Source organism: Enterobacter sp. RIT637 (assembly GCF_019718755.1).
In the GTDB taxonomy this organism is placed as follows: Bacteria; Pseudomonadota; Gammaproteobacteria; order Enterobacterales; family Enterobacteriaceae; genus Enterobacter.
Genome location: NZ_JAIHAZ010000001.1, coordinates 591,695 through 614,797, shown reverse-complemented (window position 1 = coordinate 614,797; position 23,103 = coordinate 591,695). Strand labels below are relative to the sequence as shown.

Here is a 23,103-nt window from a genome sequence, read left to right as displayed (position 1 = left end):
TTAACGTTTACACAGAGAAAAGGAGCTACAAATGAAACGGTTACCCTGGATTACCGCCCTGTTGTTAATGAGTGCTTCAACGGCCGCGCTGGCGGCACCGGATTCCTGCGAGCGCGTGAAAAGCGATATTCAGCAGAAGATCGTTAACAACGGCGTGCCTGAGTCTGGCTTTACGCTGAACATCGTGCCAAACGATCAGGCAGATCAGCCGGATGCGCAGGTGGTTGGGCACTGTGCTAACGATACCTTTAAAATTTTATACACCCGCACAGGAAGTGGCGCTGCCTCTGGCAGCCAGGACAATGCGCCGAGCGAACCTCAGTAACTTCCCGCTCAATGCCCATTGATTTGATAAGGATTAACATTTAGTACCTCAAAATAAGTAACACTCACCCCATCATTAGCCCGGTTGTAATCACGGGTAAAAATAATACGTAATCTCAATGTTGGGGTGAGCCATGTCTGAGGTCGATCATCACGGCGGTATTAGCCGCCGAACGCTTGTTAAATCTACAGCGATGGGTTCGCTAGCGCTTGCCGCGGGTGGACTCTCATTACCGTTTGGTTTGAAAACTGCCGCCGCTGCGGTGCAAAACACCGTCCAGCCAGCGGAAGATAAAGTGGTGTGGGGAGCCTGTTCGGTCAACTGCGGCAGCCGCTGCGCGCTGCGCCTGCACGTCCGCGACGATGAGGTCTACTGGGTCGAAACGGACAACACCGGCGAGGATATTTACGGTAACCATCAGGTTCGGGCCTGCCTGCGCGGACGCTCTATTCGCCGTCGTATCAACCATCCAGACCGTCTTAACTACCCAATGAAACGCGTGGGCAAACGCGGCGAAGGCAAGTTTGAACGCATTTCGTGGGATGAAGCGCTGAACACCATTACCGCCAGCCTGAAAGAGGTGGTCTCCAGATACGGTAACGAAGCGGTTTACATTAATTACTCTTCCGGCATAGTCGGCGGCAATATCACCCGCTCCTCCCCTTACGCTTCGCTGGTGGCGCGCCTGATGAACTGCTACGGCGGCTTCCTGAGCCACTACGGTACCTACAGCACGGCGCAAATTGCCTGCGCCATGCCCTACACCTACGGCAGCAACGACGGCAACAGCACATCGGATATTGAAAACACCAAACTGGTGGTGATGTTCGGCAATAATCCGGCGGAAACGCGCATGAGCGGCGGCGGGATTACCTATTATCTGGAGCAGGCGCGCGAGCGGTCCAACGCGCGAATGATTGTCATCGATCCGCGCTATACCGACACCGCCGCCGGACGTGAAGACGAGTGGATCCCGATTCGTCCGGGTACCGATGCCGCCCTGGTGGCGGGCATCGCGTGGGTACTCATCGACGAAAACCTGGTGGACCAGCCGTTTCTGGATAAATACTGCGTAGGCTATGACGAAAAAACGCTGCCGGAAGGCGCGCCCGCTAACGGTCACTACAAAGCGTACATTCTCGGCCAGGGCGATGACAACACGGCGAAAACCCCTGAGTGGGCCTCCCGCATCACCGGTATTCCAGCGGATCGCATCGTTAAGCTTGCCCGCGAAATCGGCTCCGCGAAGCCGGCCTATATCTGTCAGGGCTGGGGACCACAGCGCCAGGCGAACGGCGAGCTGACGTCCCGCGCTATCGCGATGCTGCCAATCCTCACCGGAAACGTAGGGATTAACGGCGGGAACAGCGGCGCGCGTGAGTCGACCTACACCATCACCATCGAACGTATGCCGCTGCCGGAAAACCCGGTCAAAACGCAAATCTCCTGCTTCAGCTGGACGGACGCCATCGCCCGCGGGCCGGAGATGACCGCCCTGCGCGACGGCGTGCGAGGGAAAGATAAGCTCGACGTGCCGATTAAGTTCATCTGGAACTATGCCGGTAACACCATCATTAACCAGCACTCCGATATCAATAAAACTCACGAGATCCTGCAGGACGAAAATAAATGCGAAATGATTGTCGTCATCGACAACTTCATGACCTCGTCAGCGAAGTACGCCGATATCGTGTTGCCGGACCTGATGACCGTCGAGCAGGAAGACATCATTCCTAACGATTACGCCGGGAACATGGGCTACCTGATTTTCCTCCAGCCCGTGACCGCGCCGAAGTTTGAGCGCAAGCCCATCTACTGGATCATGAGCGAGGTGGCGAAACGCCTCGGGCCGGACATCCATCAGAAATTCACCGAAGGACGCACGCAGGAAGAGTGGCTGCAGTTCCTGTACGCCAAAATGCTCGCAAAAGATCCTCAGCTTCCGTCCTATGACGAACTGAAAAAAATGGGCATTTATAAGCGCAAAGATCCGAACGGACACTTTGTGGCCTATAAAAAATTCCGCGAGAACCCGGAAGCCAATCCGCTGAAAACGCCATCGGGAAAAATTGAAATATACTCCAGCAAGCTGGCGGAGATTGCGGCCACCTGGGAGCTTGCAAAAGATGAGACCATCAGCCCCCTTCCCGTCTACGCATCGACCTTTGACGGCTGGGATGCGCCCGAGCGCGCACAGTTCCCGCTGCAGCTGTTCGGCTTCCACTTCAAAGCCCGTACCCACTCGAGCTACGGCAACGTCGACGTGCTGAAAGCGGCCTGCCGTCAGGAGGTCTGGCTTAATCCTGTCGATGCCGAAAAACGCGGCATCAAGAACGGCGATACGGTGCGCGTCTTTAATAGCCGCGGCGAGGTGCGAATTGAAGCAAAAGTGACGCCGCGCATCATGCCCGGCGTGAGCGCCATGGGCCAGGGTGCCTGGCACGATGCCAATATGAACGGCGATCGTATCGACCACGGCTCATGCATCAACACGCTGACGACCCATCGTCCTTCTCCGCTGGCAAAAGGCAACCCGCAGCACACCAATCTGGTGCAGATCGAGAAGGTGTAAAAGGTAAAACGCGAGACCCTGGTTTATTCTATGGTCACTATTATCGGTTAACACAGTCGCGCGGGCGTCGTCCGCGCAAGCAAGGAAAGTTTAATGAAAGACGTCTCACATCGTGAATCGTTCGCGTTCAGCGCCCGGGTACTGGGCGCGCTGTTTTACTTCGCTCCCGACAGCGAGCAGGCCGCGCCGCTGGTGAAAGCGCTCACCGCTGGCGAATGGGTTCAGGACTGGCCCCTGCCTTCGGAAACGCTGCAGCCCGTGGCCGATACGTTTGCCTCCTCTTGCGATGAGCCGCTTAAGGACGCGTGGCAACGGCTGTTTATTGGCCCTTACGCCCTGCCCGCTCCGCCGTGGGGCTCCGTCTGGCTTGACCGCGAATCCGTGCTGTTTGGCGATTCGACACTCGCGCTGCGCCAGTGGATGCGGGAGAACAATATCGCTTTTGAGATGAAGCAAAATGAGCCGGAAGATCACTTTGGTACACTGCTAATGCTCGCAGCGTGGCTGGCCGAAAATGGCCGCGAAGCGGAGTGCGATAGGCTTCTGGCGTGGCACCTGCTGCCGTGGAGCACTCGCTTCCTGTCGGTGTTTGTCGACAACGCCGGACATCCGTTTTATACCGCACTGGGTCAGCTCGCGCAGCTGACGCTCGCGGACTGGCGCTCTGCGTTGCTTGTTCCGGTTGCGGAAAAGACGCTGTATCGCTAAGGGATGTGGCTTGCTCGCGGGTGGCGGGCAAGCCTTTAACTTATGCCTCGCCACCTGATTCACTCGCACTCTCTTTGCTTTGAATGAACCGAAGTGCCAGATAGAGGTCTGGCGCCAGAATCATGTCATCATCATTCATCGCTGGCCGACTGTCTTTAAACCAGCGTGTTAATTCCGTTTTCCTGCCCGCAAGGATTAACGTGATCTTGCGACCTTTCAGGTCACGCTTTAACTCATTAATGGTTGCCAGAACGCTGATGTCTGAATAGGTAAAGCAAGCAACGGCATCAATGACCACCCATTTAGGTTGTAATGCTGCGCCATCAACCAGATTCAATACCCGACGTTTAAAATAAGCCACGTTAAAATAGGTCAACGGTGAGTTAAATCGATACATCAGCACGCCCGGGACCATTTTAATATCGGTTGTATTGCCTAAGGAGTGAATCATTCCATCTTCGTCAGTGCCCAGCAAGTGCTCAGAGGGACGAAACACGGTACGAAGGAACTGCAACAGGCCAAGCAGCACCGCAAGGCCGATCCCCTGGATAACGCCGATAATTAATACACAGCCAAACGTAAAGAAGGCCAGGCGAAATGCCTGTTTATTTCTGCGCCTCAGGTTCCATAATCCACGTAAATCAATCAATGACCAGGATGCATACATTAGAACAATGCCTAATGCAGATACCGGAATAAATTGTAATGGCTGAGTGAAAAATATCACCACGACGCCGATGAGTAAGGCAGCAATTATGGAAACCAGCTGACTTTTCCCACCTACGGAATCATTAACCGCGGTTCGGGAATCGGCGCCACTGATAGCAAACCCCTGAGATAACCCAGACATAATGTTCGCAATCCCCAGCGCTCTGAACTCAGCATCAGCATTGATTTCATAGCCATTTTTCGCGGCGAAACTGCGGGCGGTCAGCATCAGACTGACAAAACTGACCAGAGCCAGGTTCAGCGCCGGGATCACTAAATCGCGCATCGGGCCGGGCTGGAACGCCCCCCAGTTCACGACGGGTAAACCAGACTGGAAGCCTTCTCCCCCAATCGTGGCAATACCGAAACTTTGTGCTGATATCCCCCACGCCACCAATGTTGTTATCACAATCGCAATCAAGGGTGCCGGCCAGTGGCTGCGATAGGTTTTGATAACCATTAAAATAATTAACGTTAAAAGTGATATCCCTACGGTTAATAAATGGCTATCGGAAATTCGGCCTGGCAAGGCCATTATTTTCTCAATAACCTCCGCCTCATCAAGCTTGATCCCCAAAACTTTGCCTAATTGACCGACAATAATCGTCACGGCTACGCCATTAAGCAGCCCCGTAAGAATGGGATGAGAAAGGAGATCGGCAAGTGCACCCAGGCGAAATTTACTGGCAAGCAGGCACCACCCGCCCATCATCAATGTCATGATGATGGTCAGCTGCCAGTGCAGTTCAGGATTTCCCGCAGAAAGAGGAAACACGACGGCCGCAATTACCGCGCAGGTCGTGGCATCAGGACCAACAATAAGCTGACGTGAAGAACCAAACAGCGCATAAGCGATCATGGGTAAAACGCAGGAATACAGGCCTACGATTGCCCCCACGCCCGCCAACTCTGCATAAGCAATAGCAACGGGTAGCGCGACTGCCGCAACGGATAACCCGGCTTTAACATCATCTTTTAGCCAGCTTTTATCGTAGGCTAGCAAATTTTGTAACCCTGGCATGTAGTTTAATAAAAGTTTTCCGAACACATTATTCTCCGGATAAGGATATTACCCACGTAATGTTGGCACACTTCTCTGTGAGGTTCTGGTTTTCAAATGCTCCGGCCTGAGGCAACTGGCGTTATGACGGATTATTGGTAGTTGAAAAGAGGTCAGGAATTACGGAAGAATATTCCAACATGACTGAAGTTTAAATGGATTGCGGGGTTAGAAATGGGAATGTCTGAAACAGTAAAGAAAATCGCTATGTTAGCCATACTGGTAAACCTGGCCGCGGGATGCGCGCCGTTACATCCTTCCGGCTGCCATAAGACCACGGCGACGGGTAGTTGCAGTTCAGGACGCTGGGACGATCAGGATGAATGGGGATCGCAAGCGCGGGCAATCAGGGCGGCAATAAACGCCAAACTTGAAGAGCCGCAAAAGTGGAAAGGGAAAAAATGCCGATTGCACATTGAATTTGCTCAGGATGGCACGCCTTTAAATATTTCAACCAGCAACGGCAATAAAGCCTATTGCGAAGCGATAACATCAGCCGCGCATAAAGCTACATTCCCAGCGTTCACCAATCCGGAAGTTTATAGAGATTTTCAAAAATCCGGCTTCGACATGCGCGGTTAGCACCATAATAAAAGCGAGTGCAAACTTCGGCTCCTCGCTCACAGTGGATCTTCAGCCCAGTTAACTTGTCCGTTTCGTGCCAGGAGCAGACATTCAGATTTTTATTATACGGCAACCGAACAATCACAAACGCATAATCCACCAATAAACAAATTTATGCATCTCAGGATACCGATTCACGGTTAATGGCCAATGGTGCCGCCAGTATTAGTGTGGTCATCCAGCCAGGTACCCAGTTCACTTCCGCGTGTACCCGTGATTGAGTATTGCGTCAGGTCGACACTGAACAACAGCACGCCATTAATCACGCGCGGAAGCTCTACCAGTTGACCTCTGTAACGAACCTCGCGCGGCTTAACGACAATGACCCGACTACCGAGACGCTGGCCGTTCGCTGCAAACACTGAGTAAGTGCCTTTAAATTTGGTGAAGTCCTTGCTCTTTTTCTCCGCTGCGGCATTCTGGGCCGGAGTTTTATTGATATCGCAGATGGATCCGGCGTTCATCTGGGTGCAGCCTGAGCGCTCCAGTTGCTCGCGGTACTTGGCATTAATAGCGTGGACTGGTGCAGCTGCGATAACTGCCAGAACCAGCGTCGATAAAATCATTTTTTTCATAGTCAGGCCTTGCGGTTAGCTTCTTTTTCAATAGCAATAATTTGGTTGTGCTGCTCAGTCTGGCGCTGCTCGAAATACGCCTTAACTTCCGGTGATTGAGCATCAACAAGGGATTGCATTTTGCGATTGTAATTGTCAGTGCAAACGCGGCGCTCAGCGTAATACGCATGTGAAACGGCCTCACGTTCTGCACCTTCTACAAGTTTTTCACCAACAAGCTGGGGGTAATACTTCTCGCGCACCTTTTCATGGCAGCGCAGGTAGGCACTGTTATAGAGGGTGCGGATTTCACGAAACTGATTCAGCTGCGAGATCAGCGTATCTTTCTGCGGTGCGGTGCAGCCAGTCAGGGCAAAAGCCACTAACAGCGCGGCGGGTGTGATCACTTTAATCATGTAGTCTTTCCACTTTATACAGCGTCCCAATGACTCTGATCGTATTCATGAGCCATTGACAGCCATTCCCAAAAAGTCAGGACAGGGTTCACCAGGAACTCACTTAACCATTGATATCTCAATCCCAATCCTCTTCGTAAAGGTCGGAAATTCCATTCTCAATCAGTACCTCAAGAGTTGGTTGCAATTCCGGGTTTACCGGGGTTCCCTGATAAAACATGAAATAACAAAGTACAATGCCCAGCGCACAACCCGTAGCGGCGGTATATGGCATCTCGTCAGGATAATCGGTCGAAAATACTTGACCTGCGCCCATGCCGCCAATCGCCATGAACAGGGTTATTGCGGCACGGATCGCCCAGGTTTTAACTCTTTTCATTTGCCATTTTTCTCGTCGGCGTAACGACGTGCGCTGTCGTAAAGTCCAGGACGCATAGTGCGAACCCTTTAAAAAATGCCCTCCCCAGCCTCAGTTCCAGGGAGGGTGCGCAACGCGCTATCAACTCAATCAACACTCTTTTTTCGCCGTCATCGGTGGCGAACTTTTGACCTCCCGGACAGAATCGGTCGAATCTTTTACGCGCTCTCGACGACTGTAGGCATGGAAGCCAACGCGAGGCGTGCGGTGCGTGGCTCTTTGAATAACCAGCGCCAGATCAAGAGCGAAACTGGCGTAATGATCAGCGGCTGGAAATAGACCTGCGGCGAGTAATCCAGGAGCATTTCCGCAATTACACCAACACTCCGCTGGTACTGTTCAGCCATGCAAATAAAGCTGATATACAGACCAATAGCTGCCAGCCCCAGCGCGATGCAGCACGCTTTCCAGTAACTCATTTCCGGCCATTCACCTACGGCATATTTCCAGTTGAACCAGAAACCAACGCCAGCCAGCAGCAGTAGGGCGACCAGGTAACCGCCGCTATATGCCCCTACCATAGCCAACAAGGGAATGATGGATAAACAAAGCCAGACGGCCAGAATTATCGATTTATAGGTTTTCATTGTTCGGCCTTATTATTTCAGCACTTCGGCGTTGATCGCGCGTTGTTCTTTATGGAGTTCATCACGGCGCTTTTCATAAAAAGCGTGGACTTCCGGGGATTGTGCTTCCCATAAATCGGCGGACTTGCGCTCGTAATTGGTTGCGCAAATAGCATGTTCAGCGCGTGCGGCGGCCTCAACCTCCCGGCGCTCAGCACCTTCAAGAGGGGTGAGGCCGTAGAGACGGCTGTGGTACTTCTCTGTGACCAGGTAGTCACAGCGCTGGAATGCTTTGCTATAGAGCGAGCGGGTGTTGCGAAACTGGGACAGCTCATCGCCCAGCGTGTCATGTTTTTTAACAGCGCAGCCTACCGGGGTTGCGACCACCAGTGCGGCAATTACATAACGTTTCATATCCGTCCTTAAAATGGACAGCTTTCGCTGCCCATTGTTTTACTTTTTACCGCCAGCGTAACGCCGGGCATTGTCGTAGAGGTTTACGCACATAATTACCATCCGATAGCCACGCCAGCGCCTGCGCCTACGTTGCCCTGAGTATCCCAGGACAGGCCGGATTTAACGGTTACGGATTTGGTTACGCGGGTACTAACACCAGCGGCAACAGCGTTTTCACCGTTGAAGGTACCGACGGCCATACCGAAGTTGCCAGACTGATCAGCCTGAACCTGCGGGATCTGGGTAAGTGCAACGGCACCAGCTACACCCGCGCGGAACTCTTTACGGTCTTTGTTCTGCTGGGCTTCCAGTTTGTTGAAGTTAGATTTGTTGTTTGCTTCCAGGTCGGTGATACGCACCTCGTGGTTCGCCAACTGCTTGCTGTTGGCCGCAACCTTCTGATTGGTTTTGTCCTGCTCTATCTTCTGCTGGTGAATACGAGCGTCGGTATCGGCAAAGCGCTGATCAACCACTGCGGAGCGCTGCTGGAATACGCTGGTGTCAACCTTCTGCTTAACTTCGGTTTGCAGTGCGGTGAAGTCCTGCGCCTGTTTGGTCAGAGTTTTGTTGTTCTGAACAGCCAGTTTTCCAATAGTCAGTTCGCCCTGAGCCAGGGTCTGCGCGTGATCCTCATGCAGCTTGATAGCGGCGGCGTTTTTCTGGACTCGAGAGTTGTTGGTAGCAATGCCTTTGCTGTTATCGGCAACACCTTGTTCGTTAGCGTTGGCTTTCAGCACAGCGGCAGCGATATTCGCTTCATTCTGGTCGATAGCGTCTTTGTTGGTTTTAACAGCGTCGCCGTTGGTTTTAATGCCGTCTTTGAGCTGGTTAACTACGGTCGGATCAACGTCTTTACCCGCTGCGCCAGTGTCGCCCTTGTCGCCTTTCAGACCCTGGGCGCCATCTTTACCGTCGGCACCGTTCAGGCCGTCTTTACCGTCTTTACCATCCACGCCGTTGGTACCGTTGGTGCCAGCTGCGCCAGTATCTCCCTTATCACCTTTCAAACCCTGCGCACCAGTTGCCCCAGTGTCGCCTTTGTCTCCTTTCTGACCATCCTGACCAGCTGCGCCTGTTGCGCCCTGCTGACCCTGGATGCCCTGGTCGCCGCGATCACCTTTATCGCCTTTATCACCTTTCTGGCCTTGCGCACCGTCTTTGCCGTCCTGCGGCTTAGGTGCGTTTTCCAGTGTCGCAATACGGGTCTCGTGGTTGTCGATCTGGTCTTGCAGATGAGCGTCGTTCTTAGCGGAATCCTTCACTGCGGTGTTCAATGCAGCGGTAGAGGCTTTCTGAGCAAGCGCGGCATCCTGAGCGTCATCAGTTGCTTTCTGAGCGGCTTTCTGTTTGTTGAAACGGATGTCCTGATCGTCATCGCGAGTTACCTGCGCAGCTTTCGCTGCTGCGGCATCAGACTCAACGTTATCAATGCGAGTACCCAGCTTGTTTTCAGAGTTAATGCGGTTCACCGCTTCTTTGTTGAACTGCGTCCTCAGCGTCGCCAGATCGGTTTTTTCTGCTTTCTCATCCAGTGCGGTCTGAACTGCCGGGTCGATAGAAGGGGCAGCAGGAGCAGCAGCACCGTTCGCAGGGGCGGAAACTGGCGCAGGCTGTACAACAACAGCAGCACTCTGGAGGTGAGCTGAGCCTTGTGCAGCGTCATTCTGAGACGCAGCTGCCTGGCGTGCTTCGTAGTGGCCTTCCTGTTCCAGTTTGATAGCCATCAGGTGGGAAACATGATCCTGGGCTTTCTGTGCAACGTCCTTATCAGCAAACAGCGGGTTATGAGCCAGTTTTTCCTGGTGGATCAGGGTGTCCGGGTTGTGAACATCGGTCATGTTGTAGCGTACAGCGTGCGCCAGACCTTCGTTAGGGAGCGGATCTGGGGTGAACTGCTCACGAACTTCCGGTGCAGCCTGTTTGGTCGGGGTCTGCTCGGCATAAGAAGGTGTAGCGTGGTTCGGAGTAGGCTGAACCAGCAGCTGCTTTGCGTACTCTGGGGTTTCCTGTGCAATCGGTTGCGGCTCACGTATTGGCGTAGCTTGTTCGCGTGGGAACAGCTGGCGAGCGTATTCTGGCGTTTCACCCTGGATAGAAGGGATGGCACGATTCGGCTGCGGGTTGAGCGCTGGTGCTGCTCGCTTAACCGGAGTCTGCTGCTGGATAGTCGGGATCAGGTATGGCTGTGCAGTAGGTGCGGCCTGTTTGGTCGGGGTCTGCTGCTGAATGGTTGGGATCAGTGCAGGCTGAGCCTTCGGCGCCGCAGGCTTAACTGGGGTCTGCTGTTGGATAGCAGGAATCAGGTAAGGTTTTGCGGTAGGCGCAGCCTGTTTAACCGGAGTCTTTTGCTCAATGGTAGGGATCAAGTGCGGCTCAACAGTAGGAACCTTGCCAGATGCAACAGGAACTTCCTGTGCGGTAGGTAGTGGCTGAGCCACCGGAGTTTTCTGCTCAACGATAGGGAAGCGTTGTTGAGCATATTCAGGCGTTTGGCCTTCTTTCTCCGGGGTAGCGCGGTTTGGCTGTGGATTAAGCGCTGGCGCGGTCTGCTTAACTGGAGTCTGCTGCTGGGATACAGGCGCTTTAACAGGAGTAGACTGTGGTTTAGCAATCGGATCCGCGTAAGGTGCTTCCAGCTGCGGTGCTGCCAGTGGGTATGGTGCTTCTTTTTGCGGGAGGTGGTCTTTCTGCTCAGCCCATGCGTCATAGATGTGAGTCATCAGAGCCTGAGCTTTCTGACCTATTTCTTTATCAGCAAACAGCGGGTTGTGCGCCAGCTTGTGAGCGTCGATCAGAGTGTCCGGGTTGTGGACGTCGGTCATGTTGAAACGCACGGCGTGCTGGTAGCCTTCACCGATGGTACGCGTCTGTTCCTGAGTAGCTGCGCCAGCCTGGGATGTGATGGCGGTCAATACTACTGTTGCAAGTAACGTTTTTTTCACTTTAATCCTGCTATCATTCTGTTGATTGGTGTTTGCGATAACCCGTCTAGTTTGGCGACGAGGGGGTTATTGCTTTGCTATATCTGCGGCGAGGGAAACCTCGCCGTACTTCACTTTGAGTAACTCGATCGCCTCTCCGACAATTTCCTGTCGTGATTTCCGGTGCTGGAACGACAACACCCTGACTGCTTCATACAGCGACTCGTCGAGCCTGGTACTGAACATAACCCGCTTTGACGCTGGCTTGTCCTTATTCCCCTTTCCTTTTTGGGTTGATTGATTATGTTCGGTATTCATAGAGTCTCATGGTGCTGCTGTTGAACCGGATTAGCGTCTCGGGATTGGAAATTGAGGCTTTAGTGGAAACATGTCAACACCAAATAAGTGTTTAATAATTGTTGCACTAGTCATGAATAGAATTCATTTTAAATTCTTAAGTATTTTCATTTGAAAGTCACACGACAGTCACGGTATCACTAGTAATACTTGTGACTATTATTAATTCAAATTGATTGAAAAGTATTTAATTAGTCTTTGATATGTCATAAAGTCAGTGTAATACCGCACGCTGCAACACTTCGCAACACCTGCTTACCAACACAAACCCTTCACCTCCCCCCATCCCTTGGTCCCTTGCATCATAACTTTAGCCAGCACCTATGCGTCCCCCATTAAGTGCCGGACTTTGTTTTAATCTGGTTAATTTTTTAAAATTGATGTAAAAACGCTCAATGACAGACTTTATTTGAAGCGCAAAAAAAACACTAAAAAGTTTGATTTTTGTCAATTTCAAGCAAGGGTATAATATGACAATGGTTACTAATGCGATGAGAATGGCGACAAGGTAAAACAAAAAAATCACCAATTAGGGTGATTATTTCCTGCCATTAGTCTGATTGAATTTTCTGAATGAGAAGAATTATTAGTCAATCAATAGTGTGATAGAAAGAAACATTTTCCCGGGGTCATTCACGACAAAATTTCACAACTTCATACATGTCTGAAAGAGTTGATAGTGACAAGAATAAAACAGATTGGTTTGTTCGGCATAAACTGTGAATGTCTGTTTCTCGCTCCTAAGGGCATTTTTCATTGGTGTCAACGCCGACCATCCACCCGTGCTCAAGATTCCATTTCACCTCATCATAGAGTCCGTCGTATTCAGTAAGACTCTTGCGTTTGTAAGGTTGTGTCGCGTATCGGTGATAAACCCCTTCCCGTCTCTTCGGGACGCTGTGAGGCAGAATGCGCTTGCGCTGGGCATATTCCAGGTAATCCAATTCGTAAAAGATGCTCGCCAGATCCAGCGAATCTCATGGCGACAGAATGAATTGAATATCACCTGGAGCCTGTTCTCGCTCGGCCTCCCACCTCATGTAAAGAGTGAACATTCCGTTTCTTCCTTATCCCATGTTATTTATAAAGATTCTTTCGTTGAAGTGGCGAAAAATCAAACGGTTTGAACAGAAGAGCTCTAAATACATCCGTGAAGGATCAACTGGCCCTCTTCAGCGCAGTGAATTTTGATAATCCATGATAATTCCTTGCATCAAACACTGCCGCCCCATCATCTTCCCGGGGCGGCTCGAATTCGTCGCTATTGCGCGCTCATCTCCATAAGTAACCAACCATCAAAAACTGTACGTCACCTTCAAACTCCCCGTGGGCGACGTTTTGCGTTGCACAATTGGGCTATCGGCCGCATCCCCCGTCAGCTGCGTTGCGCCCGCTGAGGCAAGCACGCTCCAGCGTGAGGTGAGCCTGTGGGTCCAGTCCAGATTCATCGACCAGGCATAAATACCGGCTCCGGCGTCATGTCGGGCAAATCCCGATGCACTCGACTGGGCGGCACTGACACCATAGTACGTCTGCATATACTTGCCGGATCCCCAACTGCCGGTCAGCGCCAGCGTCACCTCATTTTTTGGTGAGGTATAGAGCGGGCTGATAATACCGAAATGCACCGCCTCACCGTTGTCTCTCTCAGAAACCGGAACCTCAGCCTGGAGCTGCAGACGAAGCCAGTCAGTCACCTTGTACCCCAGCCCAGGCACAACGATGGCCGAGCCCTTGATATCGCCCATACCCCGCAGGTAGTCGCTGCCGGAGCTTATCGAATCGCTGCTCACGTCTTTATCTTTACGGCCTGCTCGATAGCTCACTGCGGCGCTGTAATCCAGATTGCCGATGTTGTTGCCGTAACCGACGCCCCGCGTGGTGCTGATAAAGAAGCCGTTTGTCATGGCGTAATCCACCACCTGCGCCGCACTGACGCGGCTTTTATCCGAACCCGAGTAGCGTGGCGCGACGTCCACGCCTCCGCCCAGTGTTAATACGTTACCCTGGCTCTGCTCTGCCGCCAGTACAGGCGTGGTCAGTAACGCCAGAACGACGCCCGGCACGATGTTTTTCAGGCTGCGGCCCGAGAGCAAGTGTGGGAACGTATGACGCAGTTCGATGTTTCTCATTAAAGAAGTCCTTCTGGATTCAAATGGTGACGATGCAAGCGGTTAAACGCCAGAACGCCCATTTTGAATACTGACCCTAAGGTTCTTATGAGCCGAAAATGAAGAAACGCTGAAGCGCGCGCAGGCCCTGTAAACCGGGCAGATTTCCTGATACCGTTTTTTTCTTAAGATGTTCTTCATTCACGGTCGATACAGTTACCAGTGTGAAAATTCTATTAATCGAAGACGACCTGGATCTGGGCAATGGCGTACGTATCGCCCTTGCCGATCAAGGATTTGACGTTATATGGGTTCGCCGTAAAGAGGATGCGCTGCATCAGCTTGACGTCTGCGTGCCAGAACTTATTTTGCTCGACCTGGGGCTTCCCGACGGCGACGGCATGAGCCTCATGACGCGCTTACGCCAGCAGCTCAAGGGGATCCCCGTCATCATCCTGACGGCGCGAGGTACGCTGCAGGATCGCCTGTGCGGGCTGGATGCGGGTGCAGACGACTATCTCGTTAAACCTTTCGTTCTCGCCGAACTGCTGGCGCGGGTAAGAGCCCTTGCGCGGCGCAGTTACGGTTTTGAGAATGAGGCGATAGAGATCCGAGGCTTATTCCTTCATATGCCGACGCGTCGCGTGACGGTAAACGCGCGTCACGTCGAGCTGACGGCCAGTGAATACGCGCTGCTTGAAACGTTGATGCTGCGCGCGGACCGCGTGATAACGCGACGCTTTCTGGAAGAACGGATATTCGGCAACAAAGAGAACCTCAGCAATGCGCTCGACGTGCATATGGGGAATTTGCGGCGAAAGATCGGCGACGGCTATGTGCGAACGGTGCGTGGGGTCGGGTATGTTATTGATACCGTTGCTGTTCAGAAGGTGGCGACTTAATGCGAAACGTCTGGTATCACCTGAAGCGCCCGACGCTGGTACGCCGAATTATCATCGCCCAGCTGCTGCTGCTTACCCTGCTATGGTGTCTATTTTTAACCTTCATTCTGTGGGAGGACTTGCGCAGTCCTCCCATCCTCACGGGCAGTAATACCTATGAAACGCTTTTTACCCTGGTTGAGCGGATGGATGAACACCCGCAGGATCGTACCGCCGTGCTGGCAGCCTTCAGCAAAGCGTTACGCGAGGGCTATGGCGGCGGCGAAGACCCCGCCCTGTCAATCAACGTCATTGTGCGCAGAAATAACGCGGTTATTTTTTCATCGCCTGGTGCACCAACGGGGGTAACCAACACCCGGTTTGGGGAAATGCAGCGTGTTCAGAGCGACGGTCGTACCTGGACCAGCCGGACCCTTAAATCCGCGCATTCCGATGTGGAGGTCTCCCTTTTCACCCCGGCCGGTGGCTGGAACTTCTTTATCTACCTGAACTCGCGCGGCTATTACATCATGCCGCTGCTGGTCTGTTTCCCTTTTCTTCTGTTCCCCGCGTGGCTGTCAATCCGCATTGCCATGCGCCCCTGGAACAAGGTGGTCAATGAAATTGCATTGCGCACGCCAGACGATCTCTCCCCCTTAAAAGCTGTACCAAAACACAGGGAGCTTCGCCAGATGGTGGACGCGATTAACGACTTTCTTGCCAGAGTGCGAGAAAGCGCGGAAAGGGAGCGGGTTTTTATTGCCGATGCGGCTCACGAACTGCGAACGCCGCTGGCGGCGATGCGAATCAACGTGGAAGCGTTGCAATCGTATGTACTCAGCGAGAGCCAACAGGAATTGCTAACAGGGATTGTTCGCAGCAACAGTCGTGCTGCGCGTCTCGTCAATCAACTGCTGCTAATGATGCACAGTGAAGCACGCCTTGATACGGACCTGGAGCCCGTACCGCTAACATCGCTCATTCAAGAGCGAATGGCCGAACTGGAACCGCTGGCGTCTGCGCGCAGGATTGAGCTGGAATTTTTCGCCGAGGATGAAATCTGGATCTCAGGCGTCAGGGAACGCCTGGTGTCGCTCATTGATAATCTCATTGAGAACGCCGTGAAGTACAGTCACGAAGGCGGGCGGATTCAGGTCGATGTCCACACAATAGATGGCTCCGCGCGGCTACGCGTTTCCGATGCAGGGCCCGGTATTCCGGTTGAATTGCGCGAGCGCGTGTTCGACCGATTTTTCCGCGATCCCAATCAACTGCAAAGCGGAAGTGGACTGGGGCTTGCCATCGTTAAAGCGGTGGCGCAGCAACACAACAGCAGCGTAAACCTGAGCACTTCGGCAGAAGATGGCCTGATGGTGACGGTTGACTTCCCGAACCGCACGTATAGCTAAACAGGAACGGGGGGTTTGATCGCAAATGCCGCAGATTGCTTCAAAATAATTACCGTATTTGTTATATTGTTGTTTATTGCTTATTCACCTCTGCGGTGCCAAAAAGAACAAGATTCACCGCAACCCAGGATACAAAAATGTTAGATTACCGCTTCCCGACAGCTTTGCAGATGGTTCTCAGCGTAGCAATGGCGGAGCAATTGGGTGAACGTTCGACGAGTGCGATTCTGGCCTACGGTCTGGAAGCAAACCCGAGCTTCATCCGCAAACTGATGGTTCCTCTCACGCGTGACGGTATTATCGTCTCCACGCTTGGCCGTAACGGCTCTATTCATCTTGGACGCCCGGCGGAAGAGATCACCCTGCGCGATATCTACCTTTCCGTCATCGAAGATAAAAAGCTGTGGGCATCGCGTCCTGACGTACCGGCCCGCTGCGTGGTCAGCGCTAACGCCTGCTGGTACTTCAAATCGATTTCCGAAGAAGCTGAGCAGGCTTCGTTACAGGTTCTGGCGCGCCACACCGTGGCAAGCGCGCTGGAAGAAGTGAAAAAAGCCGACACCAGCGGCTGCGATCCGGTGCCTGAGCTTATCGCCAAGTATAAAGAAGCTCTTTAACTTTCCTTGAGTACAAAAAAAACCGCCTTACTATCAAGGCGGTTTTTTATTATCTGCAATGTCCTACGCGGGCAGAACGTCCCTTTCCTCTTTTTTCCCGCGCGTGACGAACTTACGCAGCGTCACGTAAAACACCGGCGTCAGGAACAGACCAAACAGCGTCACCCCCAGCATCCCGGAGAAGACCGTGATCCCGGTGACACCGCGCACTTCTGCGCCCGCGCCGTGGCCGAGGATCAGCGGAATGGTTCCGGCAATAAAGGCGATGGAGGTCATCACAATCGGGCGTAAACGCAGGCGGCACGCCTCCAGCGCGGCTTCCATAATGCCTTTGCCCTGAATTTCCAGCTCGCGGGCAAACTCCACGATAAGAATCGCGTTTTTACACGCCAGCCCCATCAGCACCACCAGCCCGACCTGTACGAACACGTTGTTATCGCCGCCGGTCAGCCAGACGCCAAACAGCGCGGAAAGCATGGTCATCGGCACGATGAGGATCACCGCCAGCGGCAGCGTCCAGCTTTCATACAGCGCCGCCAGCACCAGGAACGCCAGCAGCACCGCGACCGGGAAGACGATCAGCGCCGTATTGCCCTGGGTGGCCTGCTGGAAGCTCAGGTCCGTCCATTCAATGTTCATCCCGTTCGGCAGGATCTGCTTCGACATTCCTTCCAGCTGCGTCATCGCCTGCGCAGACGAAAGCACGCGCGGGTCGGCATCGCCAATCAGATCCGCCGCCGGGTAGCCGTTGTAGCGAATCACCGGATCTGGCCCGTAGGTGGTCGTGATTTTCACCATGCTGCCAATCGGCACCATTTCACCCTGGCTATTACGGGTGCGCAGATTTGCAATATCTTCCACGCTGTCGCGGAACTGCCCGTCGGCCTGCGCCATCACGCGCCAGGTGCGCCCGAACTGGTTGAAGTCGTTCACGTACGACGAGCCCAGATAGGTTTGCAGCGTACCGAACAGATCGGTCAGCAACACGCCCTGCGCTTTCGCCTTGTCACGGTCGACCTGCACGTCCAGTTGCGGAACGTTAGCCTGGTAGGTTGAGATCGGGAAGTGCATTCCCGGCGTCTGCATAATCGCGCCGGACATGGTGTTCACCGCATTTTGCAGCGCGCCATATCCCAGACCACCGCGATCCTGAATGTACAGGGAATAGCCCGACCCCTGACCCAGCCCTAAAATCGGCGGCGGCAGAATGGAGAAGCCAAAGCCTTCCTGAATTTGTGCAATTTTCGCGTTGATCTCCGCGTTAATTTCCGCCGCAGTATGTTTACGCTGGTCGAACGGCTTCAGGCCGAAGAAGACCGTCCCGGTATTCGGCGTGTTGGTAAACTGCAGCGCGTTCAGACCCGGAAACGCGACCGCATATTCCACGCCTTCGGTATTCATTCCGATTTCGCTCATTTTGCGGATCACCGCATCGGTGCGCGCCAGCGACGAACCTTCCGGCATCTTCACGCCGCCAATTAGGTACAGCTTGTCCTGCGTCGGAATAAACCCGCCGGGAACCGCTTTAAACATCACGCCTGCGGCACAGAGCAGCAGCAGATACACCACAAATACCGAGCCGCGTCGGCCCAGCGTTTTGCCCACCAGCCCCTGATAGCCGTTCGAGCTGCGATGGAAAAAGCGGTTAAACGGACGGAAAATCCAGCCGAACAGACGATCGATAAGCCGGGTCGGGAAATCTTTCGGCGCGCCGTGCGGTTTTAACAGCAGTGCCGCCAGCGCCGGAGAGAGCGTCAGCGAGTTAATGGCGGAGATAACCGTGGAAATCGCGATCGTCACCGCAAACTGCTTGTAGAACTGCCCGGTAACGCCTGAGAGGAACGCCATCGGCACAAACACCGCGCACAGCACCAGCGCAATCGCGATGATCGGGCCAGACACTTCACGCATCGCCTGATGCGCCGCCGCGAGCGGAGCAAGCCCCTCTTCAATGTTTCGCTCGACGTTTTCCACCACCACGATGGCGTCGTCCACCACGATACCAATGGCTAATACCAGCCCGAACAAACTCAGGGTATTCAGCGAGAAGCCCAGCAGGTAGAGAATGCTGAAGGTACCCACCACCGAAACCGGCACCGCGATCAGCGGTATGATCGACGCGCGCCAGGTTTGCAGGAACAGGATCACCACCAGCACCACCAGCACCACCGCTTCCAGCAGCGTTTGGACCACTGCGCGGATGGAGTCGCGCACGAAAACGGTCGGATCGTAAGGTGCCGCCCACTTCATATCTTCCGGGAAACGGGTCGACAGTTCGTCCATTTTCGCGCGCACCGCGTTAGACAGATCGATGGCGTTCGCCCCCGGCGACTGGAAGATACCAATCCCGACCGCGTCTTTGTTGTTCAGTTGGGAACGCAGCGCATAGCTGCCGGACCCCATTTCGATACGCGCCACGTCGCGCAAGCGGACGACCGTACCGTCCTGCGTCGTTTTCAGGACAATATTGCCGAACTCTTCTTCGGTATGCAGACGGCCCTGGGCGTTAATGGAGATCAGGAAATCGCTCTCTTTCGGCAGCGGCTCGGCACCAAGCTGCCCGGCGGACACCTGCACGTTCTGCTCCTGCATCGCCGTGACCACATCCGAAGCGGTCAGTCCGCGGGCCGCCACCTTGTTGGGATCCAGCCAGACGCGCATCGCGTATTCACCCGAGCCGAAAATCTGGATCTGGCCGACACCGGGCAGGCGCGCCAGCTCGTCCTTCACCTTCAGCGTGGCGTAGTTACGCATATACAGGGAGTCGTACTTACCGTTGGGCGAAAACAGATGCACCACCAGCGTCAGCGTCGGGGACTGTTTCTGGGTGGTAATGCCCAGGCGCCGCACGTCTTCCGGCAGACGCGCTTCGGCCTGCGCGACGCGGTTTTGCACCTGAACCTGCGCCTGATCCGGGTCGGTTCCAGGACGGAAGGTAACGGTGGTCACCAGCACGCCGTCGGAACCCGCAACGGACTTCATGTACATCATGTTCTCAACGCCGTTGATCGCCTCTTCCAGCGGCGTCGCCACAGTCTCGGCAATCACTTTCGGGTTGGCGCCCGGGTACTCCGCGCGCACCTGCACGCTTGGCGGCACGACGTCAGGGTATTCGCTCACCGGCAGCAACGGGATGGCGATTAATCCGGTGATAAAAATCAGAATCGACAGCACCGCGGCAAAAATCGGCCTGTCGATAAAAAAGCGGGAAAAGTCCATGGGTGGATTCTCAGGTCAAGGGATCAGTTGAGGGCGGCGCTGGCGGTCATGGCAACGGTTTTCGCGTTGACCGGCATTCCCGGCACAAACACTTTTTGTAAACCCTCGACGATGACTTTATCGCCAGGGTTCAGCCCCTGCCGCACGATGCGGAGACCGTCTGCCAGACGTCCCGGCGTGATATCACGACGCTGCGCTTTGCCCTCTTTATCAACAACGTAAACATACTTGCGATCCTGATCGGTCAGCACGGCCTTGTCGTCGACAAGCGTAGCTTTGAATTCCGCGCTGCCTGGCAGGCGTACGCGGGCAAAAAGGCCCGGCGTGAACTGACGCTGCGCGTTATCCAGCAGCGCGCGCATGCGGATGGTGCCGGTACTCGGCGTTAGCTGATTATCCAGAAAATCCACTTTGCCCTGATGGGGATAGCCCTCTTCGCCCGTCAGGCCAATCTCCACCGGCAGCGCCGTGTGGTTGCTGGACGCCCCCTGCCCGCTGCGGGCCAGATTTTGGTAGTGAAGGTAGGTCGACTCGTCCACGTCAAAATAGACGTAAACCGTTTTCTGCGAGACCAGCGTGGTGAGGACGCTGGCGGTGTCGCCCGCAGTCACCAGGTTCCCGCTAGTGATCAGCGCCCGGCTGGCGCGACCGTCGATAGGCGCGGTGACTTTGGTGAAGTCCAGGTTGAGCTGAGCGGCGTCAACCGCCGCCTGCGCGGCACGAATGTCGGCCTGCGCCTGAACGGCAGCCGAGCGGCGCTGCTCCCACTCTTCCCGTGAGACCAGATGAGTATTGATCAGCTTATCGGTACGGTTAGCCTCACTTTGCGCCAGGCTCGCCTGCGTTTTGGCTCTCGCCAGATTCGCCTGCGCCTGTTCAAGCGCCGCGCGATAGGTTCGGTCATCGATCGTGAACAGCACCTCGCCCTTTTTCACTTCCTGGCCGTCGGTGTAATTCACTTTATCAATGTAGCCAGAGACGCGCGGGCGTAGCTGAACGCTCTCCACCGCTTCGATCCGGCCGTTAAAACTATCCCACTGGCTGATGGATTTCACCACCACGTTAGCGGCACTGACGGCGGGCGCTTGTGGCGCAGCGTTTTGCGCGACGCTGTCATCGCACCCGACGAGCAGCACGGAGGCGAACATCGCCCCCAGCGCGCTCAGATGAAAGTTACCCCAGGTTTTTTGCAGGCTCATTATTTTTATTCCGGTGATTGTAGCCGCCGGGCAAGACGCAGCGGGAGGCGCCGCGCCACTTCCTTTGTCCGGGCTGGCTTTAGGCCATTTGTGTCGTTCATCGCCACAAAACTGTAACAGTTGCGAATACACTATTCCCGGCGATTGTAGGAAGGCGCTTAATTAAGTGCAAGAATAATTGTTGCACTTTATGTGCTATTTGAGGCGATGTTAAAACACCCGTTTCGCTCAGGGATTTAAATGCAACAATAAAACTTGCAATTGATACAAAAACGCGCCACCTTTAAATGCAACAGATAAAGATACTTTTCTCTATGCAGCGTGGGGGTAACAACATGAACACTGGCGCATTTATGCATGATTTGCTCGACTGGATCGACAACAACCTGGATAGCCGTCTGGATATTGAGTCCGTCGCCCGGCGCTCTGGCTACTCAAAATGGCATCTCCAGCGCCTGTTCAAAGAACATACGGGCTATCCCCTCGCCGGGTATATTCGCGCGCAAAAGCTGCAAAAATCCGTGGAGCGCTTAACCCACAGCGACGAGCCGATTCTGAACGTGGCGATAGCGCTGGGCTTTGACTCCCAGCAGTCCTTCAACCGCAGCTTTAAGCGTCAGTATGGTCAGGCGCCTGGGGCATGGCGGCGGAGTATCGGTGGCCCGGAAACGCAGCAGCTGCGCCAGTAATGCATATTTTGCTGCAACTTCCATCAGTAGCTGATATACTGTATATAAATACAGTATAGCGAGGTGCACGATGGCTGTTGAAACAAAATTTGTTGTCGTAAGAAAAGGTGAAGAGAAAATGACTTTTGCCAGTAAGAAAGAAGCTGACGCTCACGACAAGCTGCTTGATATGGCAGACGCGTTCACCGACTGGCTGTTGCAAAGCGGAATGCAGATGGATGAAACGCAGGCTGAAAATCTTGGCCTGTATCTCGCCGAGCAGAAAGAGACCGTCCAGCATATTCTGCGTACCAGCAAGCTTCCCGATCTCACTGCCCCAGCTGCAGCGGAGGCTGACACGAAAAAAATCAGGGCTGTGAAAGCGGCCTGATTGTCATAAGGCACCATCAACGATCCTGGAGCCGTAAGCAGCCATCTGCTTGCGGCTTTTTTTAGCCAGAACATGATAAGAGTTGAGGAGATGAGGTGCGGCAAGGAAGCTTCAGGACATTACCCGCATAGTGCGAATGGCGGACGTTGGTACTTTTCAAATCGCCGCATATGGATTTTACTATCAATAAGTTAGAGTAAATACGCTCACATTGATTGTCTTAACCATTCACTCAGTGTGAGAGAAAAAAGCAGGCTAGGCGGTGCATCTTTCACATCATGAATCTCTTTTATGTATTGCAACCCAGCTTTTTGAAGAACTTTCTGCGATGCCACGTGATTTCCTCTGACTACGGCAGATATCTCAGTCAGCTTTAACTCACCAAATCCATATCTGATAGAGCTTTTCGAAAACTCCGTTGCCAGACCTTTTCCCCATACCTCTGTGGAGAAACGATATCCTAAATTATTAATTACGATATCCGCATAACTGCTGACGCTCAGACCACCAAAACCAATGATTCTTTCAGGACTTTCCTGTAACGCGATTGCCCAGTTTCCAAAGCCGTGAGTTTCCCAGTGGTTGATCCAACGGGCTAAGACAGTTTGTGCATGCTGTAGGTCAGGATATGGCCCTGCTGGATTAAATGTGTTCGTAGCCGGGTCGCCATAAATTCTGAAAAGATCATCCAGGTCAGATGTCGTTACGGGGCGAAGATGCAGTCTGGAAGATTGAAGTTGCAAAACAATTTCCTAAAAAAAAATAGCTCATTAGCTTAGTTATAGAACTGTTTTTATAGTAGGGAAAAATCAGATTCGCAACACCGTGCCAGGAACGGACGCTAGCGTCATTTATCGTCTCTCCTTCTGTAGGATTGCTCTGAACAGTTCCATCTGGCTATCTTTCATGTCTGTAGTAATAGC

The 23,103-nt window shown here is 53.6% G+C and carries 21 protein-coding genes; 9 read left to right on the top strand and 12 right to left on the bottom strand.

Annotation, left to right across the window (positions count from 1 at the left end; genetic code table 11):
• Nucleotides 1-31 precede the first annotated feature (31 nt).
• The 3 genes from K5E19_RS02995 (at nucleotide 32) to dmsD (ending at nucleotide 3,605) form a co-directional block, all read left to right on the top strand.
• On the top strand, nucleotides 32-325 hold the full coding sequence (locus K5E19_RS02995) for a DUF1161 domain-containing protein (protein ID WP_100166774.1): 294 nt from the start codon (nucleotides 32-34) through the stop codon (nucleotides 323-325).
• Nucleotides 326-458: 133 nt separating this feature from the next.
• Nucleotides 459-2,897: a selenate/tellurate reductase subunit YnfE gene (gene ynfE / locus K5E19_RS02990; protein ID WP_221549903.1), complete on the top strand. Its 2,439-nt coding sequence runs from the start codon at nucleotides 459-461 to the stop codon at nucleotides 2,895-2,897.
• 93 nt (nucleotides 2,898-2,990) lie between these two features.
• Entirely contained in the window at nucleotides 2,991-3,605 is a 615-nt protein-coding gene (gene dmsD / locus K5E19_RS02985; protein ID WP_221549902.1) for a Tat proofreading chaperone DmsD, read from the top strand.
• A 40-nt stretch (nucleotides 3,606-3,645) separates the two neighbouring features.
• On the opposite strand, the gene K5E19_RS02980 is transcribed toward dmsD, so the two are convergent.
• Entirely contained in the window at nucleotides 3,646-5,361 is a 1,716-nt protein-coding gene (locus tag K5E19_RS02980) for a SulP family inorganic anion transporter (RefSeq protein WP_221549901.1), read from the bottom strand.
• A 186-nt stretch (nucleotides 5,362-5,547) separates the two neighbouring features.
• On the opposite strand from K5E19_RS02980, the gene K5E19_RS02975 reads away from it, so the two are divergent.
• A complete protein-coding gene (locus K5E19_RS02975) occupies nucleotides 5,548-5,955 on the top strand; it encodes a cell envelope integrity TolA C-terminal domain-containing protein (protein ID WP_221549900.1) in 408 nt (135 codons plus the stop codon).
• A 182-nt stretch (nucleotides 5,956-6,137) separates the two neighbouring features.
• Here K5E19_RS02975 and K5E19_RS02970 read toward each other — a convergent pair whose 3' ends face one another.
• From K5E19_RS02970 to K5E19_RS02935, 8 genes are all read right to left on the bottom strand, one after another.
• Nucleotides 6,138-6,572 carry a hypothetical protein gene (locus K5E19_RS02970; RefSeq protein ID WP_221549899.1) on the bottom strand — a complete coding sequence of 145 codons (435 nt, stop codon included), beginning with the start codon at nucleotides 6,570-6,572 and terminating at the stop codon, nucleotides 6,138-6,140.
• Between the two features lie 2 nt (nucleotides 6,573-6,574).
• Entirely contained in the window at nucleotides 6,575-6,967 is a 393-nt protein-coding gene (locus K5E19_RS02965) for a hypothetical protein (protein ID WP_221549898.1), read from the bottom strand.
• A gap of 118 nt (nucleotides 6,968-7,085) precedes the next feature.
• Entirely contained in the window at nucleotides 7,086-7,346 is a 261-nt protein-coding gene (locus K5E19_RS02960) for a hypothetical protein (protein ID WP_221549897.1), read from the bottom strand.
• A gap of 197 nt (nucleotides 7,347-7,543) precedes the next feature.
• Entirely contained in the window at nucleotides 7,544-7,972 is a 429-nt protein-coding gene (locus K5E19_RS02955; RefSeq protein ID WP_221549896.1) for a hypothetical protein, read from the bottom strand.
• A gap of 12 nt (nucleotides 7,973-7,984) precedes the next feature.
• A complete protein-coding gene (locus tag K5E19_RS02950; RefSeq protein WP_221549895.1) occupies nucleotides 7,985-8,365 on the bottom strand; it encodes a hypothetical protein in 381 nt (126 codons plus the stop codon).
• Nucleotides 8,366-8,460: 95 nt separating this feature from the next.
• Entirely contained in the window at nucleotides 8,461-11,349 is a 2,889-nt protein-coding gene (locus tag K5E19_RS24325) for a YadA-like family protein (RefSeq protein WP_221549894.1), read from the bottom strand.
• A 66-nt stretch (nucleotides 11,350-11,415) separates the two neighbouring features.
• Complete coding sequence (locus K5E19_RS02940) at nucleotides 11,416-11,646, bottom strand: hypothetical protein (RefSeq protein ID WP_221549893.1); 231 nt, start codon at nucleotides 11,644-11,646, stop codon at nucleotides 11,416-11,418.
• Nucleotides 11,647-12,980: 1,334 nt separating this feature from the next.
• Entirely contained in the window at nucleotides 12,981-13,817 is an 837-nt protein-coding gene (locus tag K5E19_RS02935; RefSeq protein WP_221549892.1) for a MipA/OmpV family protein, read from the bottom strand.
• 203 nt (nucleotides 13,818-14,020) lie between these two features.
• Here K5E19_RS02935 and K5E19_RS02930 point away from each other — a divergent pair, with 203 nt between their 5' ends.
• The 3 genes from K5E19_RS02930 to K5E19_RS02920 all read left to right on the top strand — a co-directional run bounded on the left by K5E19_RS02930 (nucleotide 14,021) and on the right by K5E19_RS02920 (nucleotide 16,703).
• Nucleotides 14,021-14,698, top strand: a complete 678-nt coding sequence (locus K5E19_RS02930) for a response regulator (protein WP_221549891.1) — start codon at nucleotides 14,021-14,023, stop codon at nucleotides 14,696-14,698.
• Nucleotides 14,698-16,086, top strand: coding sequence for a HAMP domain-containing sensor histidine kinase (locus K5E19_RS02925; protein ID WP_221549890.1), 1,389 nt, complete (start codon nucleotides 14,698-14,700; stop codon nucleotides 16,084-16,086). Before K5E19_RS02930 ends, K5E19_RS02925 begins: the two co-directional genes overlap by 1 nt.
• Nucleotides 16,087-16,223: 137 nt before the next feature.
• Complete coding sequence (locus K5E19_RS02920) at nucleotides 16,224-16,703, top strand: Rrf2 family transcriptional regulator (protein WP_010430601.1); 480 nt, start codon at nucleotides 16,224-16,226, stop codon at nucleotides 16,701-16,703.
• Between the two features lie 63 nt (nucleotides 16,704-16,766).
• On the opposite strand, the gene oqxB is transcribed toward K5E19_RS02920, so the two are convergent.
• Nucleotides 16,767-19,922: a multidrug efflux RND transporter permease subunit OqxB gene (gene oqxB, locus K5E19_RS02915; protein ID WP_221549889.1), complete on the bottom strand. Its 3,156-nt coding sequence runs from the start codon at nucleotides 19,920-19,922 to the stop codon at nucleotides 16,767-16,769.
• A gap of 23 nt (nucleotides 19,923-19,945) precedes the next feature.
• Nucleotides 19,946-21,121: an efflux RND transporter periplasmic adaptor subunit gene (locus K5E19_RS02910; protein WP_221549888.1), complete on the bottom strand. Its 1,176-nt coding sequence runs from the start codon at nucleotides 21,119-21,121 to the stop codon at nucleotides 19,946-19,948.
• 335 nt (nucleotides 21,122-21,456) lie between these two features.
• Here K5E19_RS02910 and K5E19_RS02905 point away from each other — a divergent pair, with 335 nt between their 5' ends.
• Nucleotides 21,457-21,810 (top strand): helix-turn-helix domain-containing protein, encoded by a 354-nt coding sequence (locus K5E19_RS02905; RefSeq protein WP_126328417.1) that lies wholly within the window; start codon nucleotides 21,457-21,459, stop codon nucleotides 21,808-21,810.
• A gap of 70 nt (nucleotides 21,811-21,880) precedes the next feature.
• The gene (locus tag K5E19_RS02900) at nucleotides 21,881-22,180 is read left to right on the top strand and encodes a YebG family protein (protein ID WP_221549887.1); all 300 of its coding nucleotides are present in this window, start codon (nucleotides 21,881-21,883) and stop codon (nucleotides 22,178-22,180) included.
• A gap of 206 nt (nucleotides 22,181-22,386) precedes the next feature.
• Here K5E19_RS02900 and K5E19_RS02895 read toward each other — a convergent pair whose 3' ends face one another.
• Nucleotides 22,387-22,923 (bottom strand): GNAT family N-acetyltransferase, encoded by a 537-nt coding sequence (locus tag K5E19_RS02895; protein WP_221549886.1) that lies wholly within the window; start codon nucleotides 22,921-22,923, stop codon nucleotides 22,387-22,389.
• Between the last annotated feature and the right edge of the window lie 180 nt (nucleotides 22,924-23,103).